We start from the raw sequence: 21,209 nt of genomic DNA on the forward strand, positions 1-21,209 counted from the left end.
AGTCATGAAACAATCTCGAATGTTTATTCCCACTGAAAAAGAAGTCCCCAGTACTGCTGAGGCCAAATCGCACCAGATGATGTTGCGCTCCGGCTTCATCCGCCAGGTGGCGGCCGGGGCGTATGCCTACCTGCCGTTGGCGGAGCGAGTCTTGCAAAAAATTGAGGCCGTGATCGACGACGAAATGAGCAAGATTTCCGCCGTCAAAATGCAGATGCCAAGTTTGCTGCCGGTTGAGCTCTGGCAAGAATCCGGCCGCTACGAAACTTACGGGCCAAATCTGTTCAAGCTGAAGGATCGCCACGACCGCGACTTCATTTTGGGCCCGACGCACGAGGAGACCTTCACGGACCTGGTTCGCAACGATTTGAACTCCTACAAGAAGATGCCGCTGGTGCTGTACCAAATCCAGACCAAGTACCGCGATGAGGATCGCCCACGCTACGGCCTGCTGCGTTCGCGTGAGTTCATCATGGAGGACGTTTATTCCTTCACCGCGAACACCGAGGATCTGGACACCATTTATACCCAGATGGAAAAGGCCTACACCAACGTGTTCAACCGGTTGGGGTTAAACTTCCGCGCGATTGTCGGCGACGGTGGCGCGATGGGCGGCAAAGATTCCAAAGAGTTTTCGGCCATCGCGGATATCGGTGAGGATACGATTGTTTATTCTGATTCATCCGATTATGCGGCTAACTTGGAAATGGCCACCAGCATGAATGTGCCGGCCACCACGCACGAAGACGCCGCCCCGCTGGCCCCGGTTGACACGAAGGACGCCAAAACCATCACCGAGGTCGCCGAGTTCCTGAAGGTGCCGGCAAGCAAGCTGATCAAGGCGGTCTTGTTCATCGCCGACGAAAAGCCGGTGCTGGCACTGGTTCGCGGTGACTACGAAGTCAACGACGTCAAGCTCAAGAACCTGCTGAACGCGGATTACCTCGACATGGCCACCCCAGAGCAGGTGCAGCAGTACATGCACGCCGAAATCGGCAACATCGGGCCGGTCAACGCGCCGGAGGATGTTCAGGTCATTGCCGATAACAGTTTGACGGGACTCGTCAACCTGGTCGCCGGGGCGAACAAGGCCAACACCCACTTGATCAACGTCAACCTTGGGCGCGACTTCACCGCTGACCAAACGGCGGACATTCGCTTTGTTAAGGAAGGCGAAGTGTCGCCTGATGGCCAAGGCGTGCTGAAGTTCACCAAAGGTATCGAAATCGGTCATATCTTCAAGCTTGGGACCCGGTACACTGAGGCGATGGGGGCCAACTTCCTCGATGAGAACGGCCGCGCTAAGCCGATCATCATGGGCTCCTACGGTATCGGCGTGTCCCGGCTGCTGTCGGCCATCGCTGAGCAGACGTTGGACGAGCACGGCCTGGTTTGGCCGCGGGCCGTTGCGCCATTTGACGTGCATGTCGTGCCCGTCAACTTGAAAAAGCAGGCGCAGGCCGATCTGACGGCTAAGATCACGAAGCAGCTGGAAGATGAAGGCTTCGCGGTGCTGGTCGATGACCGCAACGAGCGGCCAGGGGTCAAGTTTGCGGATTCCGACCTCATCGGGATTCCCGTGCGCGTCACTGTCGGTAAGAAAGCCGAGGATGGCATTGTCGAGCTGAAGTTGCGCAAGTCAGGTGAGACCCTTGAGGTCAAGTCCGAGGAGCTGATTTCCTCGCTCAAGATCCTGCTTGACCACGCAGAATAAAATAATCTCCAGCAAGCGGCGCCGAGTCCGACTCGGCGCCGCTTTTGCGTTCTGTGCCGCCTTGTTTGCACCGCGCATTCGGGGTAACATTGTTTCATCATCAAAAAGGGAGTGGCTTTTTTTGGCGCTATCAAAAGCAGAAATGTTTCAAAAGCTGATCGAGCAGGCACACTTGCCTGACCCGGTCAGACAAGACCCTGCCCTGGCCAGCGCGACGGTCGAGGCCGTGACCATTCACAGCCGCTCTAAACGTTACGAGTTTGTGCTCGGCACGGCGGCGCTGCTGCCTTATGCCGTGTTTATTCAGCTGGATTCGCATATTAAGTCCGCGTTTAAGGGGATCGCCGAGGCCAGCATTCGCGTGCAGCCGCAAACGGTCGACCTGCAGGCCAAATTTTTGTCCGCATACTGGTCCTACGTGGTGGCCAACGCGCAAATCGAGTCGGCCATCGTCGCGGAGACCTGCATGAACCAAACCCCGCAGTTCGAGGACGGCAAAGTCACGCTGCTGGCGGAAAACGAGCCGGTACGCCAGTTTTTGATTCAGCAGGGCCTGGGCAAACTGGCCGAAGCCTACGCACAGGTCGGCCTGCCCGGCGTGACCGTGGACGCGGCCGTTGATGCCAGCGAGTCGGAAGCCAACCTGGCGGCCTTTAAGGCGCAAAAGGCCGAGGAAGCCGCCGCAATGGCCAAGCGGGCGCAAGCAGTCGTGGCCCAGCGCGAGCAAAATCCAGCGCCCAGCGGCCCGGTTCAGCTGGGCCGCGGTTTGAAGAATAACGAGACGCCAACGCAGATGGTCGCGATCACCCAGGAGGAGAACTCCGTTTTGATCGAGGGCTACGTGTTTGACGTTGAGGTTCGCCAGCTGCGCTCCAAGCGGTCGCTTTTGATCGCGAAAGTGACAGACTACACCTCGAGTTTTATCGTGAAGAAATTCAGCAACGGTGCCGATGATGAAGCGGCGTTCGGCCAGATCAAGGTCGGCATGTGGCTGAAGATTCGCGGCAGCGTGCAGGAGGACACCTATTCCCGTGAGCTGACCGTCATGGCCCGCGACATGGTGGAAGTGCACCATGATCTGCCGCAGGAAACGGCAGAAGGCGAAAAGCGCGTTGAGCTGCATTTGCACACCAACATGAGTCAAATGGACGCCTTGCCAAGCATCAGCGCCTATGTCGAGCGCGCCAAGGCCTGGGGCCAGACTGCCATTGCCGTGACCGATCACGCCGGGCTGCAGGCCTATCCCGAGGCCCACACTGCGGCGACTCAGGCCAAGCTCAAAATGCTTTACGGCGTCGAGATCAACCTGGTCGACGACGGGGCACCAGTGGCGTACAACGCCGATGCACCGCGAAGCCTCGCGGATGCCACGTACGTGGTGTTCGATATTGAAACCACCGGGCTGTCTGCGGTGTACGACAAAGTGATCGAAGTCGCCGCCGTCAAGATGAAAGACGGAAAGGTTATCGACTCGTTTGAAGAGCTGATCGACCCGGGGTTTGCGCTGTCTGAATTCACCATCAACCTGACCCACATCACCGACGAGATGGTGCGCGGCTCCAAGACTGAGGCCGAGGTGCTGAAGCTGTTCCGGCAGTTTTGCGCCGGCACCATCATGAGCGGCCACAATGTGACATTCGATGTCGGCTTTTTGAACAAAGGCTACGAGCGCTTGGGCGAGGAACCGATTCAAAACCCCGTGATCGATACGTTGGAGCTGTCGCGGATGCTGCACCCGGAGCGCAAGAACCACAAACTCGACACGCTGACTAAGGCCTACAAGATTCCACTGAATCATCACCACCGGGCCAACGCGGATGCCGAGGCGACCGGGTACCTGCTGTACGCGCTGGAAAAAGAGGCGCTGAAAAAGTACGACATTGAGCAGCTGAATCAGCTAAACTCGCGTATCGGCGAAGACGAGGCCTACAAGCAAAGCCGGCCGACCCATGCGATCGTGTTTGCGAAGACTCAGGCTGGGCTCAAGAACCTTTTTAAGCTGGTCAGCCAGTCCAACATTGATTACTACTACCGGCTGCCGCGGGTGCCGCGGTCTGCCCTGCAAAAGCTCCGCGAGGGTCTGCTGGTCGGGTCGGCCTGCGACTCCGGTGAAGTCTTTATCGCGGCGATGCAAAAAGGCGCCGCTGAAGCCGCCAACAAGGCGAAGTTCTACGATTACCTGGAAGTGCAGCCGCTTGCCAACTACCAGCCGCTGATCGATGGCGGCCTGGTTCAAGGCCAGGCGCACCTGCAGGAAATTTTGAAGACCATCATCAAAATTGGGCAAGACCAAGGCAAGTTAGTGGTCGCCACCGGCGATGCCCACTACCTAGACAAAAACGATGCCATTTACCGCAAGATTTTGATTCACAGCCAAGGCGGGGCCAACCCGCTGAACCGTCACGAGCTGCCGGATGTGCACTTCCGCTCCACGCAGGAGATGCTGGACGCCTTCGCCTGGCTCAAAGATGACCAGTTGGCTCACCAGCTGGTCGTGGAGAACACCCACAAGGTGGCGGATCTGATCGATGGGGACATCACCCCAGTCAAGGACCAGCTTTACACGCCGAAGATCCCAGGGGTGGAAGAGCACCTGCGCGCCGATGTGATGAACACCGCGCATCAGATGTACGGGGATCCATTGCCTGAAATTGTGCAGGCACGGCTGGACAAGGAACTCAAAAGTATTATCGGTAACGGGTTCTCAGTGATTTACAACATTGCCCAGCAGCTCGTGCTTAAGTCCAACAAGGACGGCTACCTGGTTGGCTCCCGTGGGTCCGTCGGCTCCAGTTTGGCGGCCACAATGTCTGGCATCACGGAAATCAACCCGCTGCCGCCGCATTACCGCTGCCCCAAGTGTCAGTATTCCGAGTTCTACACCAAGGGCGAGTACGGCTCAGGCTTTGATTTGCCAGACAAGGCCTGCCCCAAGTGCGGGACCAACATGATCAAAGATGGTCAGGATATTCCGTTTGAAACCTTCCTGGGCTTCAAAGGGGACAAGGTGCCTGATATCGATCTGAACTTCTCCGGGGACTATCAGCCAATCGCCCATAACTACATTAAGGTGCGGTTTGGCGAGGACCACGCGTTTCGCGCTGGGACCATCGGCACGGTGGCGGATAAAACGGCTTACGGCTATGTCAAAGCCTATGAGCGCGACACCGGCCAGATGCTCCGCGGAGCGGAAATCGATCGCCTGGCTAAAGGCGCCACCGGCGTTAAGCGGACGACGGGCCAGCACCCGGCGGGGATTCTGATTGTGCCGGAAGACATGGATATTTACGACTTTTCGCCGATCCAGTACCCAGCGGACGATCAAAGCGCCGCATGGAAGACCACCCACTTTGATTTTCACTCGATTCATGACAACATCCTCAAAATGGATGTGCTGGGGCACGATGACCCGACCATGATCCGCATGCTGCAGGACCTCTCCGGGGTCGACCCGAAGAGTATCCCGATGGATGACCCCGGCGTGATGTCGCTGTTTTCCAGCCCCGACATATTAGGGGTGACCCCAGAGCAGATCAATTCGAAAACCGGGACGCTGGGCGTGCCGGAATTCGGGACGCGCTTTGTGCGGGGGATGCTCGAGGAGACGCACCCCAAGAAATTCTCCGAGCTGCTTCAGATCTCCGGCCTGTCCCACGGCACCGACGTGTGGCTGGGCAACGCCGAGGAGCTGATCCAAAACGGCACGGTGACGATCAAGGAAGTCATCGGTTGTCGTGACAACATCATGATGGATCTGATTCACTGGGGAATGGACGACTCTCTAGCGTTTAACATTATGGAGCACGTCAGAAAGGGCCGCGGGATCCCGGATGACTGGCAACAGGCCATGCGCGACAACCCGAAGGTGCCGGATTGGTACATCGATTCCTGCCTGAAGATCAAGTACATGTTCCCGAAGGCCCACGCGGCCGCGTACGATTTGATGGGGCTGCGCATCGCTTGGTTCAAGGTTTACTTCCCGCTGGTGTACTATGCGTCTTACTTCTCGGTGCGCGCCGAAGACTTCGACCTGGTGGCGATGAGCCACGGCAAGGAGGCCACCAAGGCCGCCATCAAGGCCATCACTGACCAGGGCAACGACGCCTCGGCGAAGGACAAGACGTTGCTGACGGTGCTGGAGCTGGCCAATGAGTGCCTGGAGCGCGGCTTCACCATTAAGATGGTCGACATTAACCAATCCGACGCGCATGATTTCCTGATCGTGGATGATCACACGCTGCTGGCGCCGTTCCGCGCCGTTCCGGGGTTAGGCGACAACGTGGCCAAGCAGATCGTTGCGGCCCGCGAGGAGAAGCCGTTCCTGTCCAAGGAAGACCTGGCGAACCGCGGTAAGGTCTCAAAGACCCTGATCGATTACATGACTGAAAATCATGTGCTCGACACGCTGCCTGATGAAAACCAGCTGTCACTGTTCGACTCGATGTTCTAGTCCCATGGGAGCCGCCGCGATTCACTGTTGCATTGGAAAGGGTTTTATGCTAGATTATCCATAGTAGTTAAATCCTTTGAGGAGGAGTGAGCAGAGATGCTCACTCCTTTTCTTAGGAGAGGTAACGGGGGCCGAATTGGCCGCCAGCACAACAACCTAAAAGGGGGGAAAGACTTGAGCACGGTTGTCGAGACAGTGAAACAAATCGTTGATCCGATCCTTGAAGCCAACCATTTCGACCTGAGCGATATCGAGTTTGTTAAGGAAGGCGGCAGCTGGTACTTGCGGGTCTACATTGATAAGCCGGGTGGCATCACGCTTAACGAGTGTGTGATGGTCTCAGAGGCCTTGTCCGAGAAATTGGACGCCATGGACCCTGATCCCATTCCGCAGGCCTACTTCTTGGAGGTTTCCTCACCAGGTGCCGAGCGGCCGCTGAAAACTGACCAGGACTTTAAAAACGCGGTTGGTGAATACATTCATATCTCCTTGTTCACGAAGCTCAACGGTAAGAAAGTGTTCGAAGGCACCTTGAAGGCGCTGGATGACGACACCCTGACCTTGGAGCTGAAGGATAAGGCGCGCAGGTTCGAGCAGGCATTCGATCGCCAGACGATCGCCAACGCCCGCCTGGCCATCGAATTTTAAGCGGCAATCCCGCTGGCAAAGGAAGGAACAACATGTCAAAGGAAATGATTGAAGCCCTTGACGCCCTCGAGACCGAAAAAGGCGTCAAAAAAGAAGTTGTGATTGAGGCGCTTGAAGACGCGCTGGCCTCGGCGTACAAGCGTAATTACGATCAGGCACAAAACGTCGACGTCGAGTTCGACAAGGACCAAGGCGACATCCACGTGTACGCGGTCAAGGAAGTCACTGAGGAAGTGTTCGACTCTCGGCTGGAAGTCAGTCTGAAGGACGCGTTGGCCATCAACAAGGCTTACGAGGTCGGTGACAAGATCAAGTTCGAAGTCACCCAGAAAGACTTTGGCCGCATTGCGGCGCAAACCGCTAAGCAGGTCATTATGCAGCGGGTGCGCGAGGCCGAGCGCGGCATTATCTACGATGAGTACTCGCAGTACGAAAACGAGATCATGACTGGCGAAGTTGAGCGGCGCGATAACAAATTCATTTACGTGAACTTGGGTAAAATCGAGGCCGTGCTGGGCCGCGGCGATCAGATGCCGAACGAGCAGTACGAGCCCCACGATCGCATCAAGGTGTTCGTGTCCAAGGTTGAAAACTCAAGCAAGGGCCCGCAGGTCTTTGTTTCCCGCACCAACCCTGGGCTGGTCAAGCGCCTGTTTGAACAGGAAGTGCCAGAAATTTTCGACGGCACGGTGGAAATCGCCGGAATCGCGCGTGAGGCTGGCGATCGCACCAAGATCGCCGTGCGCTCGACGAACCCGTCTGTCGATCCGGTCGGCACCACGGTTGGCCCTCGCGGTGCCCGCGTTCAGGCCGTGGTCAATGAGTTGTCCGGCGAGAACATGGATGTCGTGCAGTACGAGGAAGACCCGGTGGATTACATCGCCAACGCCTTGAACCCGGCGCAGGTCATCGCCGTTCAATTCAACGATGAAGACAACGACCGGTCCTGCACGGTCATCGTGCCCGACTACCAGCTGTCTTTGGCCATCGGCAAGAAAGGGCAAAATGCCCGGCTTGCCGCCAAGCTCACCGGTTACAAGATCGACATCAAGGCCGAATCTGACGTTGAATTTGTCGATGATGACGAGCTTGAGGAAAACGACGAGCAAATCGAAGAGACCCAGGCGGATCAGTCTGGTGCTGACGCGCCGGCTGAAGACGAGGCGGCCGCTGCGCCAGCACCTGAGGACTCAGATGCAAAAGCCGCAGACGACGCGGCCGAAACCAAGTAGGAGGCAGCCATGAAAAAGCGCAAGATCCCGATGCGCAAGGACCTGCTGTCGGGAGAGATGTTTCCGAAAAAGTCCCTAGTGCGCATCGTACGGCAAGCGGATCAAACCGTTGCCATCGATCCCACCGGTAAAGCTCAGGGCCGCGGCGCGTACGTGGCTCTGGATCCTGCGGCCGTCAAGAAGGCCCAAAGCAAACACATCATCGAAAAGGCGTTTGACGTCAAAGTGGCCGATAGTTTTTACGATGAGTTGTACGCCTACGTCGACCACCAGAAGGCTCGCCAAGAGCTGTTCGGCGACCAGGCATGAACAAGCAGCAAGCGCTAAACTTGCTGGGGCTGGCGCAACGGGCCAACCGGCTAACGGCCGGTGAAGGCTTTGTGCTGGCGGCGATTCGGGACCAAAGTGCCAAGCTGGTCCTCGTCGCCTCTGACGCCTCAGCGAACACCAGAAAAAAGTTTTCCGATAAAGGCAGCTTCTACCAGGTCCCAGTCAACTTAACCTTGACGAGCCTGGAGCTGAGTTCTGCGATCGGCCGTAAGCGGTCCGTGATTGCGGTGCAAGATCGCGGCTTTGCAGAGAAGCTGGTCAAGCTGCTCACCTAATGAATAGACAGGGAGCGTGAAGAAATGGGCAAACAACGAGTTTATGAATTTGCCAAAACGCTCGGCATCCCGAGTAAAACCGTGATCGACGCGGCCAAAGCTCAGGGCATCGAGCTCAAGAACCACATGTCAACGTTGGACGATCAGCAGGAAGCTGCTTTGAAGTCCGCGCTGAAGGGCCAGTCCGCCAAGGCGGCAAAACCTGCCGCAAAGGCGAAAGCCGAGGCTAAGCCGGCAGCCAAGACGCCAGCGGCCAAGCCGGCCGCAAAGCCTGCAGCTAAAGCTGAGGCCAAGCCTGAAGCCAGCGCTGAATCTAAGCCAACTGCCAAGCCAGCAGCGGGCGCTAAGCCAGCCGCTGATCAGTCAGCAGAAGCCAAGAAGGTGCCAGGGACTCACCACATGCCGCAAAAGACGGCAGATGGCAAGACCCTGATCTCCAAGTCTGCGATTCGCCGGCCGCACAACACCCAGGCTAACGCCCGCGGTGGCCGGTTCAACCGCAACGACAACCGGGGCGGCCAAGGGCAACCGGCCGGCCAGCAGGCTGCTGGCAATCGCGGCGGCAACCGGTCGAATGAGAGTCGCGGCGGTTACAACAATAATCGTTCGACTGATAACCGCAACGATAACCGGCGCAGCGGCAACAACCGCAACGATAACCGGCGCGGCGGCGATCGCTTCTTGAACCAAACCAGCGCCAGTCCGATGCCGCGTGCCGGTCGCCGGACTCAGGCCAATGGGAATCCGCGGCCAGTGGCTGGCAACGACGAGAAGTTCATCAAGCAGCTGGAAGAAAAGCGCCAGCAGGATAAGGCGAAAGCTGCAGCCAAGCGCGAAACCGAAAAGGCGCTCGAAAAAGTCGCCGAGGAAAAGCCAATCGCGGCCGCCTATACGGCCCCAGTGCCGCCTGCCGCTGAAAAGCCGGCAAAGCCAAATGACAATCGGCGCACTGCGGATCACAGCAGCAACGACAATCGCGGCCGCAACAACTTCCGCAACAGCCGCGGCGGTTACAACAATAACCGCGGCGGATTTGGTAACTCGAATCGGCGCAACAAGAAGAACAAGCGCAGACAGCAGACGCAACCCAAGAAAGAAATGCCACAGCGCAAGGAGCGGCCATTGCCAGAAAAACTCATCTACACTGTTGGAATGAACGCCCAGGATCTGGGCAAGATCCTGCACCGCGAGCCAGCCGAGATCATCAAGAAGCTGTTCATGTTGGGTGTGATGGTTAACCAAAACCAGAGCCTCGACAAGGACACCATCGAACTGGTCGCGACCGATTACGGCATTGACGCTGAACAAAAGGTTGAGGAAGATATTACCGACCTCGACAAGATGTACAACGCCGAAGTCACCAACAAGGACACCCAGACGCCGCGGCCACCAGTGGTCACCATCATGGGCCACGTTGACCATGGTAAAACCACCTTGCTTGATCGTTTGCGTCACACCCATGTGACCGAAGGCGAAGCAGGCGGGATCACGCAGCACATCGGGGCTTACCAAGTGAAGCTCAAGGATCGTCTGATCACGTTCCTGGACACCCCAGGGCACGCGGCCTTCACCAACATGCGGGCGCGTGGCGCGGATATCACCGATATCATCGTGCTGGTCGTGGCGGCCGATGATGGGGTCATGCCTCAGACCATCGAAGCCATTAATCACGCCAAGGCGGCGAACGCGCCGATGATCGTTGCCATCAACAAGATCGATAAGCCGGGTGCAAATCCGCAGCGCGTCACCGAAGAGCTGATGAAGTACGATCTGGTCCCTGAAGACTACGGTGGTGACACCATCTTCGTCAACATTTCCGCCAAGTTCGGCAAGAACATCGACGAGCTGCTGGAAATGATTTTGCTGGAAGCGGACGTACTGGAGCTCAAGGCTAACCCTGACCAAAAGGCCATCGGGACCGTTATTGAAGCTCGCCTGGACAAAGGACGTGGCCCTGTTGCTACGGTGCTGGTCCAGGAAGGTACCCTGCACGTCGGCGACCCGATCGTCGTCGGCCACACCTTTGGCCGCGTGCGGACCATGACCAACGATCATGGCCGCCACGTCAAGGATGCTGTGCCAGCGATGCCAGTTGAGATCACCGGTTTGAACGACGTGCCGCAGTCTGCGGACAAGTTTGTCGTCTTTGACGATGAAAAAACCGCCCGCGCGGCCGGCGAAAAGCGGGCCCAACAGGCACAAGAACAGGAACGTCAACAGACGCATCACGTCACCCTCGACAACCTGTTTGAAACCATGAAGGAAGGCCAACTCAAAGAAGTTGACATCATCATCAAGGCGGATGTGCAGGGTTCGGTCGAAGCGCTGGCCGGCAGCTTGAAGAAGATCGAGGTCAAGGGCGTCCGGGTGAACATCATTCACCAAGCCGTTGGGGCGATCAACGAAAGTGATGTCACCTTGGCTTCCGCTTCCAACGCGGTCATCATTGGCTTCAACGTGCGGCCAACGCCGCAAGCGAAGGCTCAGGCCGATGCCGATGATGTGGATATCCGCTTGCACCGCGTCATCTACAAGGCCATCGAGGAAGTCGAGTCTGCGATGAAGGGGATGCTGGAGCCGACTTACGAAGAGAAGGTCACCGGCAACATCACCGTGCGCGAGACCATTCCGGTGTCCAAGATTGGGACGGTGGTCGGCGGCTACGTCGACAGCGGCTTCATTCGCCGCGACTCCAAGGTCCGCCTGATCCGCGACGGCATCGTGAAGTACGAAGGCGAACTGGGCTCCTTGCGCCGGTTCAAGGATGACGTGAAGGAAGTCCGTCAGGGCTTTGAACTCGGTTTGACCATCGATGGTTACAACGACATCAAGGTCGATGATCAGATCGAGGCGTACACGATGGAAGAGGTTCCGGTCAAGTAACCTCAGGCCATCTGAAGAGGCACACATGAAACATCGCATAGGCCGCGTGGAGACCCAGATCCAGCGTGAAATCGATGACATTTTGTTAAAAGATGTCAACGACCCGCGGGTTCGGGCAGTCACGATCACCGGCGTGAAGTTGACTGGCGACCTCCAAGAGGCCACCGTCTACTTCAGCATTTTATCTGACGATCCCAAGGCGCTCGCAGACGCCCAAACTGGCCTGGATAAGGCCAAAGGGCTCATTCGCAGTGAGGTCGGTCAGCGCATTAAGCTCTTCAAGGTGCCGACCTTGACGTTCAAGCAGGATACGTCGGTTCAATACGGCGCGCACATTGACGAGCTGCTCAACGAAGTGAAACACGAAGGCCTCGAGTAAAGGCTGTGCGGCCCACCAGCGATGGTGGGCCGTTTTTTTGCAAGGTGTGTAGGGGTCGCGGTTTTAGCCCGATGATTAGCCGCTACGCATGTCAGACTGGACGCCGTAAACGGCAACAGTCTGATCATAGCCCGAGGCATTGCCGCCGTTGTTTGGCGGCGAGGCATCGGGCGTAGCTAATCATTCGGGCGTTGCGACCCCGGAGCCCAATTATGGTTGAACCCAAGCTGGCTTACACTGCGGGTGCAACGGTGCCAGAGGAAATGTATAATAGTAAAAATAAGGCGGTGGCGACGTGAGTCTGATTGAGAAATTGTACTTACCCTTTTTTGAAGCGAGTGACTGGCACCAGGCGGTGATGACTACCCAGGGCTGGGTCACAATCTTAACGCTGGCGCTGCTGGAATGCTTGCTGTCAGTGGATAACGCGGTCGTGCTGGCCGCGCAGACCAAGTCGTTGCCAGACAAAAAAGACCAGCACCACGCGCTGATTTACGGCATGTGGGGGGCGTATCTGTTCCGGTTCATCGCGATCGGCCTGGGCACGTACCTCATGAACTTCTGGGGCATCAAAGCGCTAGGGGCGGCATACTTGGTGTGGATGTCGCTGCATTTCTTCTACGAGCAACGCCACCCCAAGGACGGGCCGCAGCCAAAGACCCTAGCCAAGCCGAAGCAGACGCATTTTTGGCGCACTGTGGCTTCAATTGAGGCGCTCGATATTGTGTTTTCCGTCGATTCGATCCTGGCCGCGCTGGCCATCGACAATAATCCGGTGATTGTGCTGATTGGCGGGTGCCTAGGAATTTTGGCGATGCGGTTTGTCGCCCAGATCATCACCGACTTCATCACTAAGGTGCCCGAGCTGGAAGTGATGGCTTACGCGCTGATTTTCATCATTGCAGTAAAGTTGGCGCTCAGTCTGCCGCAAATTGGCATTGAGGTGCCGAACTGGGCCTTTTCGCTGATCGTGGTGTTGGCCTTCCTGATCACCTGGCTGGTTCACCAGCGGCGCACGGCCCACGGCCAACAGCAGAAGCGAGGTTTTTGACATGGATGGGATTTTACCAGTATACAAGCCGTCGGGTATGACTTCGGCCGATGTGGTCAGCAAACTCCGCTACTTGTTGCAAATGAAAAAAGTGGGCCATTCGGGCACACTTGACCCCAGCGTCGATGGCGTGCTGCCAATCGCGCTGGGGGCGGCGACGAAGGCCGTGCCGGCGCTGATGGCGCTGGGCAAAACCTACACGGGCAAAGCGACGCTCGGCTTTGCGACGGAAACTGAGGACCTCGACGGGGCTGAGGTGTCCCGCGTGACCTTAACGGCCCCGTTTACCGATGCGCAGATCGATGCCGCGCTGTTAACGTTGACCGGCGAGATCACGCAAACGCCGCCAATGTACTCGGCGGTCAAGGTCAACGGGCGCAAGCTTTATCAGTACGCTAGAAACGGCGAAACCGTCGAGCGGCCGACTCGCCAAGTTCACGTTTACGAATTTAAGCGGACTGCGCCCAGCACGTTTGATGCGGCAAGGGGGACGCAGGACTTCACGTTTGAAGCCAAAGTCTCAAAGGGGACGTACATTCGCACCCTTGCGGTGGATGCCGGCCGGGCGCTGAAGGTGCCGGCCGTGATGGCGCAGCTGACGCGCACGCAAAGCGGGGGGTTCAAGCTCAGCGACACGCTTGATTTACGTCAGTTGACGCGCGACACCGCCCCGGCAGCTGCGGTCGCTCATTTGCGGCCCATCGAATTCGCTTTTCCGGACCTGCCGCTGATGGCGCTTTCGGCCAGCCAGTGGGACGCGGTCAAAAATGGGCGCGGCTTGCCGCTAGGCACTGCCGCGACTGATGAAATCGGCCTGACGTACCAAGGCGTCTTTAAGGCGCTGTACCGCAAAGAGGCGGCCGAGTTTCGGCCTGCCATGATGTTCTTGGCTAATGCCGGCATTGGCCAAGGTTGATGAGGAGATAATTATGCAAGTGATCGATATTCACCCGCCGCTTGCGGCGGCAGCAGTTCCCAGCCAGCCCATCGTGCTGGCGTTGGGGTTTTTCGACGGCGTTCACCTGGGCCATCAGGCGGTGATTGGCCGCGCGCGGGCAGAGGCTGACAAACGCGGCCTGAAGCTTGCAGTCATGACGTTTGATGTGCATCCGGCGGTGATTTACCGCGGTGTGCCGGCCAGCTCGGTCAAATACCTGTCCCCGCGGCCGCGGAAGAGTGAACTGATGGCGCATTTTGGCGTCGATCTGCTGTACTTCATCCACTTTACCCCGGCGTTTTCAAAACTTTCGCCCCAGGCCTTTGTCGACCAGTACCTCGTTGTCCTGAATGCCGCGGTCGTGGTCGCTGGCTTCGACTACACGTACGGCAAACGCGATATCGCCAACATGAAGACACTGCCGCAGTACGCTCAGGAGCGGTTTGAAATCATTACGGTGCCCAAGACGGTTGATGCCGGGGAAAAGGTTTCCTCGACGCGGATTCGCGAGGCGCTAGACCTTGGCGATGTGGATCTGGCAAACCACTTGCTGGGTTATCGCTATCAAACAAGCGGCACGGTGGTGCACGGCGAGGCGCGCGGCCGCACGATTGGCTACCCGACCGCAAACGTCCAGGCACCGGCCGAAGAGCGCATCCCCGGCATTGCCGTGTACACGGTGCGCCTGCAGGTCAACGGCCAGTGGTACCCGGGGATGGCGTCGGTCGGGCGCAACATCACCTTTGGTCCGGGGCGCCCGGTGACGGTGGAGGTCAACCTGTTTGATTTCCACCAGGATATTTATGATGCGCCGGTGCGCGTCGAGTGGATGCACCGCTTGCGCGGGGACATGATGTTTGATTCAGCGGCGGGGCTGGTTGCCCAGCTTGCCCAGGACGAAAAGGACGCCAAGGCGTTTTTGAAAGGGCTGACGGATTGATGGCTGGGGCTTATGTGCATATTCCCTTCTGCTCTCACATTTGTTACTACTGCAATTTCAACAAGGTCTTCATCGAAGGTCAGCCGGTTGACGATTACGTCGACATGCTGATTCGCGAGATGCACCTGGTGATGGCCAGTCATCCCGATGAAAAAATCGAAACCGTGTACGTTGGCGGCGGCACGCCGACCACGCTGACGCCGGTGCAGCTGGAGCGCTTGATTTCCGGCATTCGCCGCGAGCTGCATTTCGACCACGGCGAGTTCACCTTCGAAGCGAACCCCAACGATTTGCTCGAAAAGGATAAGCTGCGCGCGCTGCATGAAAATGGGGTCAACCGCCTGTCAATTGGGGTGCAGTCGTTTAACGACGCCATTTTAAAGGCGATTGGGCGCACGCACCGGGTCGCCGATGTCTACCAGGCGATCGCCAATGCGCGGGCAGTGGGCTTTGAGAATATTTCCATCGACCTGATTTTTCGGCTGCCCAAGCAGACGCGCGAGGACTTTTTGGCGAGCCTGCACAAAGCCTTGGCACTTGATCTGCCGCATTATTCGACGTATTCCCTGATCTTGGAAAAAAAGACGATTTTCTATAACCTGATGCGCTCCGGGCGGCTGCAGCTGCCGAATCAGGACGCGGAAGCCGACATGTACCAGGACGCGATCGACCTGATGGAAAGCACCGGGCGCCATCAGTACGAGATTTCTAATTTTGCCAAAACCGGTTACCAGTGCCAGCACAACTTGCTGTACTGGCGCAACGAGCATTACTTCGGCTTTGGCGCCGGGGCGTTTGGCTACGTCGGCCGCGATCGGTACCACAATTTCGGGCCGATCAAGCAGTACCTGGACCCGCTCCACAACCACAAAGTGCCGGTGATCGAACATCACCTGGTGCCGCTGGAAGAGCAAATCGAAGAAGAGATGTTCCTCGGGCTGCGAACCCGGGAAGGGGTGTCTCAGAAACGGTTTGCAAAGCGCTACCACATGACCATCAATGAGGTGTACGGGCAGCTGTTGAAGGACCTGAGCGACCAGCAGCTGGTCACGGTTGATGGGGATGCCGTGCGCCTGACAAACCAGGGGCAGTTTCTCGGCAACGAAGTCTTTCAGCAGTTTTTGCTCGATGACCCACTGATTTGACCCCGCGTACTTGCGCCTATTTTCAGAAAAACACACGTCGGTCTCAGTCCTGGGGCCGATTTTTTCGTGAAAACGGCGAAATTAGCAGACTGAGGTTGACTTTGCTAACGGCCATTGGTATATTAAGTATTGTACTTAGCACTCAAATGGTTTCAGTGCTAAAAGAAGGTGGGATTATGTTGACGAAACGCCAACTACTCGTCTTGAAACAGATCATCCGCTCCTACACCGAAACCGGCCAGCCAGTCGGTTCCAAAGCGTTGATGGCGCAGTTGCCGGTGCATGTCAGTTCGGCAACGATCCGCAACGACATGGCGGCGCTGGAAGACGAGGGTCTGATCAGAAAGACGCATAGCAGTTCTGGCCGCGTCCCATCGACTAAGGGTTACCGTTTCTACTTGGACAACCTCGTCGAGCCAGCCGCGGTCACGCCCAACGAGATTGCTGCGATTCAGCAAGGCTTCGGGGGGCATTTTTACAAGATCGATGAAATTGTCGCCCAAAGTGCGCGCATTTTGTCGAACCTCACAAATTACACCGCAATCACCTTGGGGCCTGAGGTCACCAACTTAAAACTCACTGGGTTTCGGTTGGTGCCGCTGGGCAATCATCAGGTGATGGCGATTTTGGTCACGAGCAATGGCAACGTTGAAAGTCAGCTGTTCACGCTGCCCCCGGAAGTCGGCTCTGACGAAGTGGAGAAGGCCATTCGCATCATCAACGATGAGCTGGTCGGCTTATCGCTCGGCGAAGTCGCCCAAAAGCTTCAATCAGAAGTGCCGGGGTTGCTATTCAAGTACATGACCAGCCCGGACGGGTTCCTGGACCTCTTCGGCAACGTGCTCCGCAAGGCGGCTGAGGAACGCTTCTATGTGGGCGGGCGTCTGAATCTCATGGATTACCTGGGCGACTCGGATGTGGATCAGCTCAAGCGGCTGTTAGCCATGATGGATAATGATCAAGGCAGCCAGCGCCAGGCGTTCAATACGTTGCTTGGCCCGCTTCATGATTCCCATATCAAGGTCAAGCTGGGCTCGGAGCTGACGCCGGATGTGCTTGAGAATCTGAGCCTATTGACCGCGAACTACTCAGTCGGCGAACACGGGACTGGGATGATTGCCCTGATCGGGCCGACCCAGATGCCGTACTCGAAGATGATCGGTTTGCTCGATGCCTTCCGCGAAGAACTCGCAAAACGGCTGACCGATTACTACAATCATTTTGATCAGTGACAGGAGGCATGAATTTGACAGACAAGCAAACCAAGAAGACGCAAACCGCCAAGCAAACTGCGGCAAAGGCTGAACCAAAGCCTGAGGCCAAACCAAAAGCGGCCAAGCAGCAACCAAGTCTGCGGGATGAAATCGAGGAAGAGATGAAGGACGACCTCGAGGAAGAAGTCCAAGACTCCGGCGTGGATGTTGAAGCCCTGCAAAAGGACCGCGACGAGCTCGAGGATAAGTACCTGCGCGCCGCCGCCGAGATCAACAACATGAACAAACGCTTCAATAAGGAGCGCGAGGACATGGCCAAGTACGACGGGCAAAAGCTGGCCACTGCGGTGCTCCCAGTTCTGGATAACCTGGAGCGCGCGCTGGCCACCGAGGTCACGGACGATGCCGCGCAATCTTTGAAAAAGGGCGTCGAGATGGTGTACAGCCACCTCGATAACGCCCTCAAGGAGAACGGCGTGACGGAGATCACGGCGACCGGGAAGTTTGATCCGAACCTGCAGCAAGCCGTGCAAACCGTTCCGGCGGATAAGGATCACGCGAAGGATACCGTGGTTCAGGTCCTGCAAAAAGGCTACAAGCTCAAGGATCGGGTCCTGCGTCCAGCGATGGTCGTCGTTGCAAATTAGTTAATCAAAACTGTTAAAAGAAGGGATTTTACTATGAGTAAAGTTATTGGGATCGACTTAGGGACTACCAACTCCGCGGTCGCCGTGCTCGAAGGCGGCCAGCCAAAGATCATCACCAACCCGGAAGGCAACCGCACCACACCGTCTGTCGTTGCGTTTAAAGACGGCGAGATTCAAGTCGGCGAAGTTGCCAAGCGGCAGGCCATCACCAACCCAGACACCATCACTTCGATCAAGCGTCACATGGGCGAGGCCGGCTACAAGGTTAAGGTCGGTGACAAGGAATACACCCCGCAGGAAATTTCTGCGATGATCCTGCAGTACATCAAGAAGTTCTCTGAAGATTACTTGGGCGAAGAAGTGACCGACGCGGTCATCACGGTACCGGCTTACTTCAACGATTCGCAGCGTCAGGCGACTAAAGATGCCGGCAAGATCGCGGGTCTGAACGTTTCTCGCATCGTCAACGAACCAACTGCGTCCGCCCTGGCTTATGGCCTGGACAAAGGCGACAAGGACGAAAAGGTCCTGGTTTACGACCTCGGCGGTGGGACGTTTGATGTCTCCATCCTGCAACTCGGCGACGGCGTGTTTGAAGTGCTGTCGACGAACGGGGATACGCACCTGGGCGGTGATGATTTTGATAACAAGATCATCGACTGGCTGGTCAGCGAGTTCAAGAAGGATAACAACATCGACTTGTCCAAGGACAAGATGGCGATGCAGCGTCTGAAGGATGCCGCTGAAAAGGCGAAGAAGGATCTGTCTGGCGTTTCCCAGACGCAAATCTCCCTGCCGTTCATTTCTGCCGGTGCCAATGGCCCGCTGCACTTGGAGCGGACACTGACGCGTGCCCAGTTTGACCAAATGACCGCCGACCTGGTTGCCAAGACCAAGGTCCCAGTGGATAACGCGATGAAGGATGCTGGCTTGTCCAACTCAGACATCGACAAGGTCATCCTCAATGGTGGGTCGACCCGGATTCCGGCCGTTCAAGACGCGGTCAAAGAGTGGACCGGCAAGGAACCAGACCACAGCATCAACCCTGACGAAGCCGTTGCCCTTGGCGCTGCCATTCAGGGTGGGGTCATTTCCGGTGACGTCAAAGACGTTGTCCTGCTCGATGTCACCCCATTGTCTCTGGGAATCGAAACGATGGGCGGCGTGTTCACCAAGCTGATCGACCGCAACACCACGATTCCAACCTCCAAGAGCCAGGTCTTCTCGACTGCGGCTGACAACCAGCCGGCCGTTGACATTCATGTCCTGCAAGGCGAGCGGCCGATGGCTGCGGACAACAAGACGCTTGGCCGCTTCCAGCTGACTGACATTCCGGCGGCCCCACGGGGCGTTCCTCAGATCGAAGTCAAATTCGACATCGACAAGAACGGCATCGTGCAGGTTTCCGCGAAGGATCTTGGCACTGGCAAATCTCAGAACATCACGATCAAGAGTTCGTCAGGCCTGTCGGACGAAGAAATCGATCGCATGATGAAGGAAGCCAAGGAAAACGAGGAAGCCGACAAGAAGCGCAAGGAAGAAGTCGACCTCAAGAACGATGTTGACCAGCTGATCTTCCAGACCGACAAAACCCTGAAGGATCTTAAGGGCAAAGTCTCCGACGATGAGATCAAGAAGGCGCAGGACGCAGAAGACGCCCTCAAGAAGGCCCAGCAAGAAAACAACATCGAAGACATGAAGACCAAGCGCGACGACTTGAACAAGATCGTGCAGGATCTGACCGTCAAGCTGTACGAGCAGGCGCAAAAAGAGCAGCAGGCTAAGGGCGGCTCTGATGCCCAGGGCAGCGGCGCAACCGGCACCGCTGACAAGGGCGACGACGGCAAGACCTTCGATGGCGAGTACAAGGACGTCAACGACGACAAGAAGTAACCGTCTGTCCGTGTGAAAAGCCAAGGCCAACTGGCTTTGGCTTTTTGTTTGGTGAGGCAGTTTTGCGCGCCTTGCCCAAAATATGGTATCCTGAATAAGCTTTTTTGGGCGCGAGCACCCAATTCAAGGAGGCAACAATGGCAGACAAGGATTATTACGAAACACTCGGTGTCGCCCGGGATGCCAGCGATGACGAAATCAGGAAGGCCTTTCGACAGCTTTCCAAAAAGTACCATCCCGACATCAACCACGCGCCGGGTGCTGAGCAAAAATTCAAGGAAATCAACGAAGCGTACCAGGTCCTGTCCGACCCGCAAAAGCGTGCGGCGTATGACCAGTACGGCTCAGCCGACGGGGCCCAGGGCGGGTTTGGCGGTCAGGGCTTTGGTGGTCAAGGCTTCTCCAATTTTGGTGGCGGCAGTGCCCAAGGCTTTGGCGGGTTTGACGACATCTTCAGCCAGTTCTTTGGCGGCGGGCAAGGCGGCGGCCAAAGTGCCAATGCCCCGCGCCAAGGCGCCGATTTGCAGTACCGCATGGACTTGACCTTTGAAGAGGCGGTGTTCGGCAAGGACACCAAGATCTCTTACGATCGCGAAGCCGTGTGTCACACCTGCAACGGCTCGGGTGCGAAGCCTGGGACGAGTCCAGTGACCTGCTCGAAGTGTCACGGCTCTGGCTACATCCAGGTTCAGCGCAACACGCCGCTCGGGGCCATGATGACGCGCGAAGTCTGCGACGTCTGCCACGGCACCGGCAAGGAAATCAAGGAGAAGTGCCCAACGTGCGGCGGTACTGGTCACGAGAAGCAGCGTCACACCATCGACGTCAAGATCCCTGGCGGGGTTGAGGACGGCCAGCAGATCCGTGAGCGCGGCGCCGGCGAGGCCGGCACCAACAACGGCCCTTATGGGGACTTGTTTATCGTGTTCCGAGTCGCCCCAAGCGACAAGTTCCAGCGCGACGGCACGACGATTTATTACAAGCTGCCGATCAGCTTTGCGCAGGCCGCACTTGGCGATACGATCAAGGTCGACACCGTGCATGGGCCAGTGGAGCTGAAGATTCCAGCCGGCACGCAAACCGAAAGCAAGTTCCGGCTGCGCGGCAAAGGGGCGCCCAACCCGAACCGGCCAAACGCCGGCTTTGGCGATCAGATGGTCACGGTAACGGTCAAGACGCCAAAGGGCTTGAACCAGAAGCAAAAGGACGCCTTGATGGCCTTTGCCGCTGCCAGCGGCGAGGACGTCACCCCGCATGAAGGGTCGCTGTTTGACCGGGTCAAGGACGCCTTCAAAAATAAGTAACAAGGCTGAAACCGCTCGTGATGGGCGGTTTCTTTTTGGGCTCTTCGTCAAGTGAAGTTGAACATAATTTATGAGAGTATCTAGACCTTAATTGGTCTAGGTACTCTTTTTTTAAGCCGCCAGGTTGTGGGCTTTGGGGTTAAACCAGACACGCTCAAGGAAAATAC

Annotated in this window: 16 protein-coding genes; all 16 read left to right on the forward strand. The window is 57.1% G+C overall.

The window, feature by feature from the left end; translation table 11 throughout:
- The first annotated feature begins 4 nt into the window (after window positions 1-4).
- The gene (locus JUE30_RS04220; RefSeq protein WP_203623768.1) at window positions 5-1,714 is read left to right on the forward strand and encodes a proline--tRNA ligase; all 1,710 of its coding nucleotides are present in this window, start codon (window positions 5-7) and stop codon (window positions 1,712-1,714) included.
- Between the two features lie 142 nt (window positions 1,715-1,856).
- Complete coding sequence (locus JUE30_RS04225; protein WP_374706443.1) at window positions 1,857-6,164, forward strand: PolC-type DNA polymerase III; 4,308 nt, start codon at window positions 1,857-1,859, stop codon at window positions 6,162-6,164.
- Window positions 6,165-6,338: 174 nt separating this feature from the next.
- Window positions 6,339-6,812, forward strand: a complete 474-nt coding sequence (rimP, locus tag JUE30_RS04230; protein WP_164506123.1) for a ribosome maturation factor RimP — start codon at window positions 6,339-6,341, stop codon at window positions 6,810-6,812.
- A gap of 32 nt (window positions 6,813-6,844) precedes the next feature.
- On the forward strand, window positions 6,845-8,044 hold the full coding sequence (nusA, locus tag JUE30_RS04235; protein WP_203623770.1) for a transcription termination factor NusA: 1,200 nt from the start codon (window positions 6,845-6,847) through the stop codon (window positions 8,042-8,044).
- 9 nt (window positions 8,045-8,053) lie between these two features.
- Window positions 8,054-8,353: an RNase P modulator RnpM gene (gene rnpM / locus JUE30_RS04240; RefSeq protein WP_125754756.1), complete on the forward strand. Its 300-nt coding sequence runs from the start codon at window positions 8,054-8,056 to the stop codon at window positions 8,351-8,353.
- A complete protein-coding gene (locus JUE30_RS04245; RefSeq protein WP_203623771.1) occupies window positions 8,350-8,649 on the forward strand; it encodes a ribosomal L7Ae/L30e/S12e/Gadd45 family protein in 300 nt (99 codons plus the stop codon). Before rnpM ends, JUE30_RS04245 begins: the two co-directional genes overlap by 4 nt.
- Window positions 8,650-8,673: 24 nt before the next feature.
- On the forward strand, window positions 8,674-11,532 hold the full coding sequence (infB, locus tag JUE30_RS04250; RefSeq protein WP_203623772.1) for a translation initiation factor IF-2: 2,859 nt from the start codon (window positions 8,674-8,676) through the stop codon (window positions 11,530-11,532).
- Window positions 11,533-11,557: 25 nt separating this feature from the next.
- On the forward strand, window positions 11,558-11,911 hold the full coding sequence (rbfA, locus tag JUE30_RS04255; RefSeq protein WP_203623773.1) for a 30S ribosome-binding factor RbfA: 354 nt from the start codon (window positions 11,558-11,560) through the stop codon (window positions 11,909-11,911).
- Window positions 11,912-12,206: 295 nt separating this feature from the next.
- Window positions 12,207-12,962, forward strand: a complete 756-nt coding sequence (locus JUE30_RS04260) for a TerC family protein (RefSeq protein WP_239061357.1) — start codon at window positions 12,207-12,209, stop codon at window positions 12,960-12,962.
- A 1-nt stretch (window position 12,963) separates the two neighbouring features.
- Complete coding sequence (gene truB, locus JUE30_RS04265) at window positions 12,964-13,878, forward strand: tRNA pseudouridine(55) synthase TruB (protein ID WP_203623774.1); 915 nt, start codon at window positions 12,964-12,966, stop codon at window positions 13,876-13,878.
- 13 nt (window positions 13,879-13,891) lie between these two features.
- Window positions 13,892-14,839 (forward strand): riboflavin biosynthesis protein RibF, encoded by a 948-nt coding sequence (ribF, locus tag JUE30_RS04270; RefSeq protein WP_203623775.1) that lies wholly within the window; start codon window positions 13,892-13,894, stop codon window positions 14,837-14,839.
- A complete protein-coding gene (gene hemW, locus JUE30_RS04275; RefSeq protein ID WP_203623776.1) occupies window positions 14,839-15,984 on the forward strand; it encodes a radical SAM family heme chaperone HemW in 1,146 nt (381 codons plus the stop codon). The genes ribF and hemW overlap by 1 nt, the downstream gene beginning before the upstream one ends.
- 176 nt (window positions 15,985-16,160) lie before the next feature.
- Window positions 16,161-17,216: a heat-inducible transcriptional repressor HrcA gene (hrcA, locus tag JUE30_RS04280; RefSeq protein WP_125754749.1), complete on the forward strand. Its 1,056-nt coding sequence runs from the start codon at window positions 16,161-16,163 to the stop codon at window positions 17,214-17,216.
- 8 nt (window positions 17,217-17,224) lie between these two features.
- Window positions 17,225-17,845, forward strand: a complete 621-nt coding sequence (gene grpE, locus JUE30_RS04285) for a nucleotide exchange factor GrpE (protein ID WP_203623777.1) — start codon at window positions 17,225-17,227, stop codon at window positions 17,843-17,845.
- 33 nt (window positions 17,846-17,878) lie between these two features.
- Window positions 17,879-19,738 (forward strand): molecular chaperone DnaK, encoded by a 1,860-nt coding sequence (gene dnaK, locus JUE30_RS04290; RefSeq protein ID WP_203623778.1) that lies wholly within the window; start codon window positions 17,879-17,881, stop codon window positions 19,736-19,738.
- Window positions 19,739-19,875: 137 nt separating this feature from the next.
- Window positions 19,876-21,042, forward strand: a complete 1,167-nt coding sequence (gene dnaJ, locus JUE30_RS04295; RefSeq protein ID WP_203623779.1) for a molecular chaperone DnaJ — start codon at window positions 19,876-19,878, stop codon at window positions 21,040-21,042.
- Window positions 21,043-21,209 lie beyond the last annotated feature (167 nt).

Origin of the sequence: Lacticaseibacillus sp. 866-1 (genome assembly GCF_016861825.1) — a bacterium.
Lineage (GTDB): Bacteria > Bacillota > Bacilli > Lactobacillales > Lactobacillaceae > Lacticaseibacillus.

Coding starts and splice junctions, on each gene's coding strand:
- JUE30_RS04220 (WP_203623768.1), top strand. CDS start 5: ATGAAACAATCTCGAATGTTTATTCCCACTGAAAAAGAAGTCCCCAGT.
- JUE30_RS04225 (WP_374706443.1), top strand. CDS start 1,857: ATGTTTCAAAAGCTGATCGAGCAGGCACACTTGCCTGACCCGGTCAGA.
- nusA (WP_203623770.1), top strand. CDS start 6,845: ATGTCAAAGGAAATGATTGAAGCCCTTGACGCCCTCGAGACCGAAAAA.
- rnpM (WP_125754756.1), top strand. CDS start 8,054: ATGAAAAAGCGCAAGATCCCGATGCGCAAGGACCTGCTGTCGGGAGAG.
- JUE30_RS04245 (WP_203623771.1), top strand. CDS start 8,350: ATGAACAAGCAGCAAGCGCTAAACTTGCTGGGGCTGGCGCAACGGGCC.
- infB (WP_203623772.1), top strand. CDS start 8,674: ATGGGCAAACAACGAGTTTATGAATTTGCCAAAACGCTCGGCATCCCG.
- rbfA (WP_203623773.1), top strand. CDS start 11,558: ATGAAACATCGCATAGGCCGCGTGGAGACCCAGATCCAGCGTGAAATC.
- truB (WP_203623774.1), top strand. CDS start 12,964: ATGGATGGGATTTTACCAGTATACAAGCCGTCGGGTATGACTTCGGCC.
- ribF (WP_203623775.1), top strand. CDS start 13,892: ATGCAAGTGATCGATATTCACCCGCCGCTTGCGGCGGCAGCAGTTCCC.
- hemW (WP_203623776.1), top strand. CDS start 14,839: ATGGCTGGGGCTTATGTGCATATTCCCTTCTGCTCTCACATTTGTTAC.
- hrcA (WP_125754749.1), top strand. CDS start 16,161: ATGTTGACGAAACGCCAACTACTCGTCTTGAAACAGATCATCCGCTCC.
- grpE (WP_203623777.1), top strand. CDS start 17,225: ATGAATTTGACAGACAAGCAAACCAAGAAGACGCAAACCGCCAAGCAA.
- dnaK (WP_203623778.1), top strand. CDS start 17,879: ATGAGTAAAGTTATTGGGATCGACTTAGGGACTACCAACTCCGCGGTC.
- dnaJ (WP_203623779.1), top strand. CDS start 19,876: ATGGCAGACAAGGATTATTACGAAACACTCGGTGTCGCCCGGGATGCC.